This window comes from Pseudomonas sp. Cab53 (genome assembly GCF_018325965.1).
Taxonomy (GTDB): Bacteria; Pseudomonadota; Gammaproteobacteria; order Pseudomonadales; family Pseudomonadaceae; genus Aquipseudomonas; species Aquipseudomonas chlororaphis_E.
The window spans coordinates 2,964,245-2,976,573 of sequence record NZ_AP021902.1 but is presented as its reverse complement, the minus strand read 5'-3'; the positions used below and the strand labels follow the sequence as shown (position 1 = coordinate 2,976,573).

At 57.4% G+C, this 12,329-nt stretch carries 12 protein-coding genes; 7 read left to right on the top strand and 5 right to left on the bottom strand.

Annotation, left to right across the window (positions count from 1 at the left end; genetic code table 11):
* Positions 1 to 47: 47 nt before the first annotated feature.
* The 5 genes from KI241_RS12980 to KI241_RS12960 all read left to right on the top strand — a co-directional run bounded on the left by KI241_RS12980 (position 48) and on the right by KI241_RS12960 (position 5,160).
* Positions 48 to 830 (top strand): transporter substrate-binding domain-containing protein, encoded by a 783-nt coding sequence (locus KI241_RS12980; RefSeq protein ID WP_212803806.1) that lies wholly within the window; start codon positions 48 to 50, stop codon positions 828 to 830.
* A gap of 52 nt (positions 831 to 882) precedes the next feature.
* A complete protein-coding gene (locus tag KI241_RS12975; protein ID WP_042731169.1) occupies positions 883 to 1,611 on the top strand; it encodes an ABC transporter permease in 729 nt (242 codons plus the stop codon).
* Positions 1,608 to 2,318, top strand: coding sequence for an ABC transporter permease (locus KI241_RS12970; RefSeq protein WP_042731168.1), 711 nt, complete (start codon positions 1,608 to 1,610; stop codon positions 2,316 to 2,318). The genes KI241_RS12975 and KI241_RS12970 overlap by 4 nt, the downstream gene beginning before the upstream one ends.
* A gap of 46 nt (positions 2,319 to 2,364) precedes the next feature.
* A complete protein-coding gene (locus tag KI241_RS12965) occupies positions 2,365 to 3,126 on the top strand; it encodes an ATP-binding cassette domain-containing protein (protein ID WP_047738544.1) in 762 nt (253 codons plus the stop codon).
* A 144-nt stretch (positions 3,127 to 3,270) separates the two neighbouring features.
* The gene (locus KI241_RS12960) at positions 3,271 to 5,160 is read left to right on the top strand and encodes a methyl-accepting chemotaxis protein (protein WP_042729686.1); all 1,890 of its coding nucleotides are present in this window, start codon (positions 3,271 to 3,273) and stop codon (positions 5,158 to 5,160) included.
* A gap of 38 nt (positions 5,161 to 5,198) precedes the next feature.
* Here the strand turns inward: KI241_RS12960 and KI241_RS12955 are convergent, their stop codons facing one another.
* The 5 genes from KI241_RS12955 to KI241_RS12935 form a co-directional block, all read right to left on the bottom strand.
* Positions 5,199 to 5,834, bottom strand: coding sequence for a LysE family translocator (locus tag KI241_RS12955; RefSeq protein ID WP_047738541.1), 636 nt, complete (start codon positions 5,832 to 5,834; stop codon positions 5,199 to 5,201).
* A 71-nt stretch (positions 5,835 to 5,905) separates the two neighbouring features.
* Complete coding sequence (locus tag KI241_RS12950) at positions 5,906 to 7,531, bottom strand: methyl-accepting chemotaxis protein (protein WP_212803805.1); 1,626 nt, start codon at positions 7,529 to 7,531, stop codon at positions 5,906 to 5,908.
* Between the two features lie 177 nt (positions 7,532 to 7,708).
* Entirely contained in the window at positions 7,709 to 8,710 is a 1,002-nt protein-coding gene (locus tag KI241_RS12945) for an NADP-dependent oxidoreductase (RefSeq protein ID WP_047738539.1), read from the bottom strand.
* 119 nt (positions 8,711 to 8,829) lie between these two features.
* A complete protein-coding gene (locus KI241_RS12940) occupies positions 8,830 to 9,618 on the bottom strand; it encodes an SDR family oxidoreductase (RefSeq protein WP_042729681.1) in 789 nt (262 codons plus the stop codon).
* A gap of 50 nt (positions 9,619 to 9,668) precedes the next feature.
* The gene (locus tag KI241_RS12935) at positions 9,669 to 10,751 is read right to left on the bottom strand and encodes an alkene reductase (protein ID WP_212803804.1); all 1,083 of its coding nucleotides are present in this window, start codon (positions 10,749 to 10,751) and stop codon (positions 9,669 to 9,671) included.
* 124 nt (positions 10,752 to 10,875) lie between these two features.
* Here KI241_RS12935 and KI241_RS12930 point away from each other — a divergent pair, with 124 nt between their 5' ends.
* Both KI241_RS12930 and KI241_RS12925 read left to right on the top strand, forming a co-directional pair.
* On the top strand, positions 10,876 to 11,484 hold the full coding sequence (locus KI241_RS12930; protein WP_042729679.1) for a TetR family transcriptional regulator: 609 nt from the start codon (positions 10,876 to 10,878) through the stop codon (positions 11,482 to 11,484).
* Positions 11,485 to 11,838: 354 nt separating this feature from the next.
* Positions 11,839 to 12,300 (top strand): hypothetical protein, encoded by a 462-nt coding sequence (locus KI241_RS12925; protein WP_212803803.1) that lies wholly within the window; start codon positions 11,839 to 11,841, stop codon positions 12,298 to 12,300.
* Positions 12,301 to 12,329 lie beyond the last annotated feature (29 nt).

The following is a 12,329-nucleotide window of genomic DNA, read 5'->3' as shown; positions in this document are numbered from 1 at the left end:
CGCTGTTCACTGCCCTTAATCCAACTACAATATCTAGGGAATTACGTATGATCTCGCTAAAGAAACTTTCTTTTTTGATATGCCTGGCTGTGTGTGCAGGCAGCGCTTCGGCCAAAGAATACTCCACCCTGCGTTTCGGCGTGGATGCCAACTACGCGCCGTTTGAGTCCAAGGCTGCTGATGGCAGCCTTAAAGGCTTCGATATTGACTTGGGTAACGCGATCTGCGCAAAGCTCTCAGTCAAGTGCATCTGGGTGGAAAGCGATTTTGATGGTTTGATTCCAGGTCTCAGGGCCGGCAAGTTCGACGGCATCCTGTCTTCCATGACCGTGACACCCACCCGGGAAAAAGCCATCGATTTTTCCAGCGAACTGTTCTCCGGGTTCACGTCCTATGTGTTCAAGAAAGGTTCAGGGCTGAGCGCGGACGTCGCGTCACTCAAAGGCAAGCGGGTGGGCTACTTTCAAGGCAGCATCCAGGAAGCCTACGCCAAGGCTGTGCTGGACAAGGCAGGCGTAAAAATCCAGTCCTATCAAAATCAGGACCAGGTGTATTACGACCTGGTAGCAGGACGGCTGGACGCCTCCCTGCAGGATACGCTGCAAGCACAGTTGGGCTTTATCAACTCGCCCCAGGGCGCCGATTACGAAATGAGCCCGCCCGTGGAGAGCCCTTACCTGCCATCCAAGACGGCTATCGGCATCGTCAAAGGCAACTCAGCACTCAAGGCCATGCTGGACAAGGCGATCCAGGCCCTGCATGAAGACGGCACCTACGATTCGATCCAAAAGCAGCATTTTGGCGACCTGAATCTTTACAGCGGCAAATAACCACCCGGCGCCCGTCCGCCGGATGGGCGTTCCTCGCGATAGGTTGTTGATCATGTTCGAAACACTGTTAGGCGCACTCGGGCTCTCCGCATTCAGTTTGCAGGGGTTCGGCCCCTTGCTGCTGGACGGCGCCTGGATGACCGTCAAGTTGTCCCTGTCTTCCTTGGCGCTCAGCGTATTGCTCGGGCTGATGGGGGCCGGCGCCAAGCTTTCCGGCCTCAAGCTGCTGCGTTTGCCGGCGCAGCTCTACACCACACTGATCCGTGGGGTCCCGGACCTGGTCCTGATGCTGCTGATTTTCTACAGCCTGCAAACCTGGCTGACCGTCATCACAGGGGCGCTGGATTGGGAGTACATCGAAATCAATCCCTTCGTCGCCGGGATCATCACCCTCGGGTTTATCTACGGCGCTTATTTCACCGAAACTTTTCGCGGTGCCATGCTGGCGGTACCCCGTGGGCAGGTCGAAGCGGCGACAGCCTATGGCTTGAGTCGTGCGCAGCGCTTTCGCTTCGTAGTGTTCCCGCAAATGATGCGGTTCGCCCTACCGGGACTTGGCAATAACTGGATGGTGATCCTTAAAGCCACAGCACTGGTCTCGATCATCGGCCTGGCTGACTTGGTGAAAGCGGCCCAGGATGCGGGAAAGAGTACTTATCAGCTGTTCTTTTTCCTGGTGCTGGCCGCCCTCACGTACCTGGTCATCACCAGCGTTTCCAATGTCATCCTGCGCATTCTCGAAAGGCACTACGCGGCGGGTTCACGGGAGGCGGTACGATGATCGAGTTACTGCAAGAGTACTGGAAGCCTTTCGTCTACAGCGATGGCCAGCAGGTGACCGGCCTGGCCATGACATTGTGGCTGCTCAGCGCTTCATTGCTCATTGGCTTTATCGCCTCGATCCCTCTGTCCATCGCTCGTGTATCGCCCAGGTTCTACGTACGTTGGCCGGTGCAGTTCTACACCTACCTGTTCAGGGGTACGCCGCTCTATATCCAACTGCTGATCTGCTACACCGGGGTCTATAGCCTGGCGGCCATACGGTCCCAGCCACTGCTGGACGCGTTTTTCCGTGACGCGATGAACTGCACCATTCTGGCCTTCGCCCTTAACACCTGCGCCTACACCACGGAGATATTCGCCGGCGCCATTCGCAACATCCCCCATGGAGAAATTGAAGCGGCAAAAGCGTATGGCCTCTCAGGTTGGAAACTCTATGCATTCGTGATCATGCCGTGCGCCTTGCGTCGTTCACTGCCGTACTACAGCAACGAAGTGATCCTGATGCTTCATTCGACAACCGTGGCCTTCACCGCAACGGTGCCAGACATTCTCAAAGTCGCCCGTGATGCAAACTCGGCGACTTTCCTGACCTTTCAATCGTTTGGGATGGCTGCAGCGATTTACCTGGCGGTGACTTTTGCATTGGTTGGCGTGTTCAGAATGGCCGAACGTCATTGGCTGGCTTTTTTAGGGCCGACTCACTGAGCCCGATAGGGCCAATCCCAATCCGCGTTAGAGGATGATTGCGAACATGTACAAATTGACGGTTGAAGGTCTGTACAAACACTACGGTAACCATGAAGTGCTCAAGGGCGTTTCCCTGCAAGCCAAGACGGGTGATGTCATCAGCTTGATCGGCGCCAGTGGTTCGGGAAAGAGCACGTTCCTGCGCTGTATCAACTTTCTCGAAACCCCCAATGACGGAACCATGAGCCTGGACGGCAAGCCGATCCGCATGATCAAGGGCCCGGCGGGCTTGCAGGTGCAGGACGATCGCGAACTGCAACAACTGCGCACGCGCCTGGCCATGGTGTTCCAGCATTTCAACCTGTGGGGGCACATGACCGTGCTGGACAACATCACCATTGCCCCGCGGCGGGTGCTGGGGGTCAGCAAGAAAGACGCGCAAGAGCGGGCCCGCCGGTACCTGGAGAAAGTCGGACTGCCGGCCCGGGTCGCCGATCAGTTCCCGGCATTTCTTTCCGGAGGGCAGCAACAACGGGTGGCGATCGCCCGGGCCCTCGCCATGGAACCTGAGGTCATGTTGTTCGACGAGCCCACATCGGCACTCGACCCCGAGGTCGTGGGCGAGGTGTTGAAAGTCATCCAGGGGCTGGCTGAAGAGGGCCGGACGATGATCATGGTGACCCATGAAATGGGCTTTGCGCGAAAGGTCTCCAACCAGTTGCTGTTTCTCCACCAGGGGCTCGTGGAAGAGCAGGGCGGGCCTGAAATCCTGGATAACCCTCGAAGCGAGCGCCTGCAGCAATTCTTGTCCAATGGGTTGAAGTGAAACGCTAAAAACCTTAGGCATACGAGTCTGCGGGCATTCGAGAGGCTGACGGCCTACCACGGTGTGGCCGTCATCAAGCACTCATCGACGCATCTTGGGCACCGAATAACAACGACAACACTCTCGGCCTTCGGATACAACATGATGATTGCCAACCTGAAGTTCAGTCATAAGGTCTTGCTTGCGGCATCGCTCGTGGTGGTCGCGGCATTTTCCCTCTTTACGCTGTACAACGACTCGATCCAGCGCAGAACCATCCGCACGAACCTGGAAAACCACTTGGAAGAAATGAGCCAGATCACCGCCGCTAGCGTGCAGGCCTGGCTTTCGGGGCGCCTACTGCTGGTTGATCATGTTGCCCAGACGCTAGCCAACGATCCCGCACCGGAGAGCGTCACACGGCTGCTGGAGCAGAAATCATTGCTGTCGACATTCACCTTCACTTATCTGGGCCGTCGCGACGGCGGTTTCGCCATTCGCCCCAAGGACGATTTGCCCGCTGACTACGACCCGCGCACGCGTCCCTGGTACATCGACGCGATGGCTGCCGGGGGAACCACCTTGACCGAGCCCTACCTGGATGTAACGACGGGGCAACTGATGATGACCATCGCCACGCCGGTCAGCCATGGCGGTCAGGCGCTTGGGGTGGTAGGCGGCGACCTGACGCTCGAAACCATGGCCAACATCGTCAGCTCACTCGATCTAGGCGGCATCGGCTATGCCTTCCTGGTCAACGCTGATGGCAAGGTATTGGTTCACCCGGACAAGGGTCAGGTGATGAAACAGCTGAGCGATATCTATCCCCAGAAGACGCCGACACTCAGTACGCACATCAGTGAGACAGAACAGGAAGGAAAACCTCGGATCCTGATGTTTTCGGCGATCAAGGGGTTGCCTTCGGTGAACTGGTACGTCGGCTTGTCCATCGACAAGGACAAAGCCTATGAGGCGCTGGGCGATTTTCGCGCCTCGGCGATTCTGGCCATGGTCATCGCCGTGGCACTCACGCTGCTCCTGCTGGGCATCCTGATTCGCGTGCTGATGCAGCCCTTGAGGCTGATGGGCAAAGCCATGCGGGATATCGCCCAGGGGGAGGGCGACCTTACCCGTCGACTGGATGTGCACTCCAAGGATGAGTTCGGAACCCTGGCCGGCGACTTCAATCTATTCGTGGAGCGTATCCAGCACTCGATACGAGAAGTCTCTTCTGCCACCACACATGTCAATGAGGTGGCCAGGCGCGTGATGCAGACCTCCAGCGCTTCCATGGCGAACTCGGACGAACAGGCCAATCGCACCCACAGCATCGCGGCGGCGATAAACGAGCTGGGGGCGGCCGCCCAGGAAATTGCACGCAATGCGGGGATTGCGTCTCACCAGGCGTCGGATGCCCGTGTTCAGGCTGAAGGCGGGCGACAGATCGTGACCCGGACGATCCATGCCATGGACGAGTTGTCCGGAAAGATCCGCCTGTCGTGCAGCAATATAGAAGCGCTGAATGGCAAGACGGAGAACATCGGACGGATCCTTGAAGTCATCAAAGGCATTTCCGAACAGACCAACCTGCTGGCGCTCAATGCCGCGATTGAGGCGGCGCGGGCGGGCGAGGCGGGGCGTGGTTTTGCCGTGGTAGCGGACGAAGTGCGCAGCCTGGCCTATCGCACCCAGACGTCAGCCCAGGAAATCCATACGATGATCGAAGAGCTTCAGGTAGGCGCACGTGCAGCGGTTCAGACCATGAGCGAAAGCGAGCGCTACAGTAAGGATGGCGTGATGATCGCCTACCAGGCTGGCGAGCGGTTGAGCAGCGTGACGGATGGCATTGGCCAAATCGACGGGATCAATCAGTCGGTGGCGGCTGCAACGGAGGAACAGACGTCGGTCATTGATTCGTTGAACGTGGACATCACCCAGATCAAGACCCTCAACGAGGAAGGCGTGCAAAACCTCCAGGCCACGCTGCAGGCGTGTGACGACCTTGAGCGACAAGCCACGCGGCTCAAGCAGTGGGTGGACGGCTTTCGAACGTAGGTCAAAAACCATGGCCAGCCGCGAGGGCTGGCCTTGAATCACGGGCGAGAAAACAACAATTTCAGGCCTGCCGCGCCAAACACCAGTCCAAGCGTGCCTTCGATCCAGCGACGTGCCCGGCGATAGCCCCGAATCATCGGTGCCGTGGAGAAAACGACCGCATAGCCACAGAAAATGGTGATGCTCAGCACGGCACAGCCCGCCAGGATGATCACCACCGTTTCAGGCGTGGACTGCGGCCCCAGTCCCAGCGTCATTGTCGCCATCCAACCCAGCAAGGCCTTCGGGTTGGTCAGGTGCATCAGCAAGCCGCGCCGATAGAGATCGAAACCCGACACCGCTGGTGCGGCCGCCAATTCCTTTTCCAGCCGCTCATCGGGCGTCAGGGCAGAGCGCCCAGCCTTGACGGCAAGGAACAGCAGGTAAAGCCCACCGATCAGCTTGAGCGCGAAGAGCGCCTGCGCGAACTGGGTCAGGATGGCCGACACGCCGGTAGCGGCCATCGATCCCCAGAAAAAAGAACCACTGATGACCCCGGCGGCGAGCATCAGCGCCGGCTGCCGGCCCTGATGCATGGCCACCCCCATGATCCGCATATTGCTCGGACCGGGGCTGGCCGCACCGACAATGTAGGCTGTGAAGACGAGCAGCAGGTGGTGGAAATCAACTGACATGTGCATTCCTTGAACGTTGTCTGCCAGACAGCTTAAGTGTTCGGACGCTGAACGTCACCACGCTAGGACAGTCAGGTCTTGAAACGCAGCACCAGATTGTTCAGGTTCACAGCGAGGTGCGACAGCTCGTTGCTGGCGATGAGCGTTTGACGGGTGCCCTCGCTGCTTTGCGCTGCCAGATCGCGAATGCTCACCAGGCTTCGATCCACATCCCGCGCCACATGCGCCTGTTGCTCGGACGCCGTGGCGATTTGCAGGTTGCGTTCATTGATTTCCAGTACCGCATGGGTGATCTGTTGCAAGGATTGCCCGGCGTCTTCCGCCGTTTTCCGGGTGCTGTGCACCTCCTGGGTGCTCTTTTGCATCGACTCCACGGTGGCAGAAGAGCCGGCCTGTATCGCCGAGATCATCTGTTCGATTTCCTGGGTGGAGGTTTGCGTACGGTGTGCCAAGGCCCGCACTTCGTCGGCTACCACTGCGAAGCCTCGACCTTGTTCGCCGGCTCGCGCCGCTTCGATGGCGGCGTTGAGGGCCAGAAGATTGGTCTGCTCGGCGATGCCCCTGATCACGCTCAGCACTTTGCTGATGTCCTGGGCCTGACCGGCCAGGGCCAGCACCTGCGCGGATGAGCCTTCCACCAGGCTCGTCAGGCTGCGCATGGCCGCCAGGGTTTCAGTGACACGTTCGTTGCCCAGGTCTGCCGACAGACTCGATTGTTGCGCGGCCTGGGAGGTGGACGTCGCGTTGCGGGCCACTTCTTCAACCGCCGCGCTCATCTCGTTGACGGCCGTGGCGGCTTGTTCGATCTCGCTGTTCTGTTGTTGCAAGGTTCGGTCAGCGTCTTCAGTGATGGACGTCATTTCGACGGCAGCGGTGCTCAGTTGCGTAGACGCACCGGCGATTTCCAGGACCGTTCGCCGCAGCCTCTGCGACATGACGTTCAGCGCCTGCATCAAGCGGGACGCTTCATCCTTCCCGGTGACTTCAAGCTGCCGGGTGAGGTCGCCTTCGGCAATGTCTTCAGCCAGTTTCAGCGATGTGTTGATCGGCTCGACAATGCTGCGGGTCAAGGCGATAGCGAGGATTACCGTCAGTACCAGCGCGACGACCACGACGATCAGCAGGACGTTGACGCTATGGTTGTACACGGCCGTCGCCATGGCGCCCGACTGTTCCGCCGCTTTGGTATTGAGCTCACGCATCAGCGTCAGCTTTTCCTGATAAGCGCTGGCGCGATTGGCCTGCTCCGAGTTGGCGAAAGCAACCGCTTTGTCATGGTCAGCGGTGTCCATTTCAATGACTTGCTTCAACCCCTCGATGTAGGTGTTCATCGCGCTGTGAGCGTCATCGAACTTGGCGTGGTCCTTTTCGTCGGAGATCAGGTTCTGCCGATAGAACTCACTGCGCGACTGCAACGTATCCATGGCTTGTCGCACTTTGGCTTGCGACGCGCTTTTGACTGAGGGATCTGTGCTGGCGAGCATCCGGATGCTTTCGAGGCGTGCGTGTAGAAGCGCTATTTGGATGTCATCGACCACTTGAACGCTGGGCAGCGAATTCTCTTCTATGTTTTGTTCCGCAGCACGCAAGTGGTCGATTTGAACGTAGGAGAATCCTCCCAGCCCGATCAGCAGCAACGTGATTGCACCGAAGCAGAATGCAGCTCTGCGCGCGATATTGAGGGATCTCAGATTCATGTTTGGCTCCAGTGGCGCGTTACGTAACGCCTTGCGGAGCTGGCCCTTTGCCAGCCATTACAGAGTTGGCCAAAGCGGATGAAAATTCTGTGAGCTGTATGTGGTTTTTTTGAGAACGATGGGACAACTGGAGAGAGGGGGGCATTCAGATGAGCCTCGACTCTCTCACTCGCACCATCATTTGACCTTTACGACGACCTTGCCCCTCGCGTGCCCTTGAGCCAGGTACTCAAGGCCCTGCTGGGCTTGTTCGAAAGGGAAGACCTTGTCAATGACGGGCTGGACGCGCCGATTTTTGATCAGGTTGCCAATCTCATCGAGTTGAGCCCCATCCGGTCGGACGAACAGGAACGAATAGTTCACATTGTGTTTTCTCGCCAACTGCATGATCTTGCGACTCATCAAGCTGAACACAATGGTGAAGAAGACATTCATGCAACGCGCTTTTGCGAAGGCTTTGTCCAGTGGACCGATGAGGGAAATGATCTGGCCGCCTGGCTTGAGTATACCCACCGACTTTTCAACGGCATCGCCTCTGATGGTGCCTAGGACCAGGTCATATGAACTCAACACCTGTTCAAATGCCTGTTTTTTATAATCGATCACTTCATCTGCACCCAAACGGCGAACCATCTGGACATTTCCAGTGCTGGTAGACGTACCTACCTCGGCCCCGAAATGTTTGGCCAGCTGAATCGCGAAGGTACCGATTCCTCCTGAGCCAGCGGGTATGAACACTTTCTGCCCGGTTTTAAGGTTGGCGCGCTCTTTCAGGGCCTGCCAGGCGGTCAGGCCGACCATGGGGAGGGCGGCTGCCTGGACAAAATCCAAATTGTCGGGTTTTGCCGCTGCAGCACTTTCCGGCACGGCTGCAAACTCGGCAATCGAACCTCTTCCGAGGTCAAATAGGCTGGCAAAGATGGCATCACCCACCTTGAAGCGAGTCACCGCGCTGCCGACCTCTATCACGATGCCGGCAAGGTCACTGCCCAAAGTGGCGGGCAAGTCGAATTTCAGGACGGGCTTGAATGTTCCTGTGGGGATCATGTTGTCAATCGGGTTCAAACCTGCCGCGTGAACTTCAACCAATAATTCATCGGGTTTGATTGTGGGGCGAGTGACCTGCGTGAACCCGACATCAGGCGACTTGCCATAACGTTTGAAGGTCAGCGCTTTCATATTGATCTGGTTCCGAGATATTTGAGGAATGTCAGGGGTTGGTACGTGTTTGCTCAATGCTCCCTACGGCAACAGCCGTTGGGAGCATTTGCTCAAAGAGAACGCCACTAAGACACCGGTCAGGCCTTGGTTTGATAGCGCTCGGCGGCGTTAGCTTGACGAATATCGGATATCAACCCTAGCCGGGCCTGGTCCAGAATCTCCCATCGGGCTTCTGCATGCAGCGGCGGGATAGTGACCAGTTCCCGACGATCAAAGCCCAACAAGGCAGCATCGACCAACTCCTCGACATCCATCATTTCCGGGATTGCATTGAGATCGATCCCGGCACGCTCCCAGATTTCTGTACGAGTGGCAGCCGGTAATACGGCCTGGACGTATACGCCCTTAGGCGACAACTCCAGATTCAGGCCCTGGGAGAGAAACAGCACAAACGCTTTAGTCGCCCCGTATACCGTCATGCCGAACTCGGGCGCCAAACCTACCACCGAGCCGAGGTTGACGATCGCCCCTTCACCTGACTGCGCGAAACGGGGGGCCGCCGCCGCGGCCAGGCGGGTAAGGGCGACAATATTGAGTGAGATAAGCTTTTCGATACTTTCGGCGCTCTGCTGAACGAACCCACCGGATTGGGCCACGCCCGCATTGTTGATCAACACGCCAATACGTTCGTCCTCGCGCAGACGAGCTTCAATCGCCGCCAGGTCTGCCGTGTCGGTCAGGTCGGCTTGATGCACCTCGACAGCAACGCCGTACTCTCCACGCAACTGAGCGGCCAAGGCATCGAGGCGGACTTTGTCGCGGGCCACCAGTACGAGGTCATGCCCGCGACGAGCAAAACGTTTGGCATAAGTGGCGCCGATGCCTGTTGAAGCGCCGGTAATAAGGACAGTCGCAAGTGTGTTCATTTGCATTTCCTGATTAAAAGATTCTGGCAAGAGAGAGAAAGGACGAAGCTTCAACCGGCGAATGTCGGGTAGTCGGTGTAGCCTTGTGCACCGCCGCCGTAGAGTGTTGCCGGGTTTAACGGTGCCAGAGGCGCGCCGGTTTTCAACCGCTCAACCAGATCCGGGTTACTGATAAAGGGCCGGCCGAAGGCAAAGAGGTCCGCTTTGGCCTCGTTGAGGGTGGCGCTGGCGAACTCCAGGTCGTAACCGTTATTGGCCAGGTAGGTTTGCTTGAACCTGCGGCGCAATGAGGCGTAGTCGAAGGGGGCAATATCACGCGGCCCACCCGTCGCACCTTCGACCACGTGCAGATAGGCAATACCCAGGGCACTGAGCTGGTCAGCGATGTAATCGTATTGCGCTTGGGGATCGCTGCTGGCGACGTCGTTGGCTGGCGATACCGGTGAAACTCTCACCCCAGTGCGGCCTGCACCGATCTCATCGGCTACCGCGGTAACGACTTCGATTAAAAGGCGCGCACGGTTTTCGACTGTTCCACCGTACGCATCGGTGCGTTGGTTGGCGCTGTCTTTGATGAACTGATCAAGCAGGTAGCCGTTGGCTCCGTGAATCTCTACACCATCGAAACCTGCGAGCACCGCATTCGCCGCGGCCTGACGGAAGTCATTCACGATGCCGGGTAGCTCACTCAAATCAAGAGCGCGAGGCTCTGAAACGTCGACGAAGCCATTGTTGACAAAGGTTTGGGTCTGAGCGCGCACCGCAGAAGGGGCGACGGGTGCTGCGCCGCCCGGTTGCAGGTCAACGTGGGAGACACGCCCCACATGCCAAAGTTGAACGAAGATGCGACCACCTTGTGCATGCACGGCCTCCGTGACCTTGCGCCATCCCTCGATTTGTTCAGCCGTGTAGAGCCCAGGGGTGTCCTGGTAGCCCTGGGCCTGCGCGGAAATCTGCGTGGCCTCGGTAATGATCAGGCCTGCGGCGGCGCGTTGCGCGTAATAGGTCGCTGTCAGCTCGTTGGGAACCAGACCGGCACCGGCACGGTTGCGAGTCAGCGGCGCCATCACTATGCGGTTAGCCAGCGTCAGATCGCCCAGGGCATAGGGCTCGAAAAGCGTTTTTGAGGTCATTTCTTTCAGCTTCTGGTGGGGAGGTGCTTCCAATGATTATGGTCGAACTCTAAAATGTCAACACTTTGATGTCGGTCGACATCAATGTATATTGCAGCCATGTGTAAGCCATGTTGGATGAACGATGAAAGTCACTAAGCAGCAGGCGCAGGCGAATCGGGCGCACATCGTCGAGACCGCCTCCGCGCTTTTTCGAGAACGCGGCTACGACGGCATCGGTATTGCCGAACTGATGGCTGCCGCCGGGTTTACCCAAGGCGGGTTCTACAAACACTTCAAATCCAAGGCCGATTTGATGGCGGAGTCGTCGTCTTCCGGTATAGCGCAATCCGCGGCGCTGACGGCCGGGGCGTCGGTACCCGAATTTGTGAACGCGTACTTGTCTCGCGAGCACCGTGATGACCGGGCGACCGGATGCACCTTGGCTGCCCTGTGCGCTGATGCCGCTCGAAAAGAGGATGAAGTCAAGGCCGCCTTTGCCGCAGGCATCGAGACCCAGTTGGCGGTGTTGCTCAACGGAGCAGGGGAACTGGACGAGCCCGGCTTAGCCGATGCCCGTGCAAAGTACCTTGCCATCATGGCTCACTCGTTGGGCGCAATTATCCTGTCGCGTGCCTGTCCCGACGATTCGCCGCTGGCCGATGAAATCCTCGCGGCTTGTCGCGATGAAATCCTCAGGGCCGCAGGAGAGGTTGAGCCAGAGGGGGGCCGTCTGGACCTGGCCGGCGCATAGAAGTGATCGGCTTGCCGCAACGGCAAGCCGGGCCGGCATAAGTGTGGGCCCTCCTTGTTTGTATGGTTACAAAAGGTTTTGTTTTGTCGGGTGATTCGCCTGTTTCTTCAAATAGTCGATCTGCTGGATAAGTCTGGTGATCGCTGCATCCTTTCAAACGCCCCTTAGCACGTTTGTGCTATAGCCTCGTTCCAGATAGGCATTCTAGACTTCGAGAACGGCGAACGTCGCGAACTCGCTGCCAGGAATATAGCGTTCATTACCTGCAAATTCTGACCACACCTGTATTCGAGAGCAGCAAATTGTCGTTCTTGTAACATTTGGACTGATCTGATTTTTTCAGGGAGCTATTGAATGTCTTTACAAAAAAAACAATTACTCACAGCACTCTCGCTGACCTCATTGTTGTTAACAGGGTGTTCTACCATCGCCCCTGAGCGCTCCGCTGCCAACGAGCTCATGGGGAAAAATATCCAGGAAGCCTATAAGAAATTCGGCAATCCTTCGCTGATTCTGACAGAGCATTCAGTCAAGCCAGGTCACGAGCTGTATGGGCAGAAAGTTTATGTATTCGATAAAAACGGGGTCAATTACAACCAGCAAACGGTTGTCGATTCATACATGGACACTTCTTCTGGGCAACTGGTGAATGTGCAGCAGATCGAAACGAGAAACGTCCAGGAACGCTGCACGGTCGCATTCTGGGCTAAGAACGACAGCAATGTAATTGATTACTACGAAGTAAAAGGGAATTGCGGGCTGTGGGGGTCAGGATTAGGAAACACTGGGGCCCTTCATTACTTGGGCATTAACTGAACAACGCCCACTGACTCAACCTGAGCCCT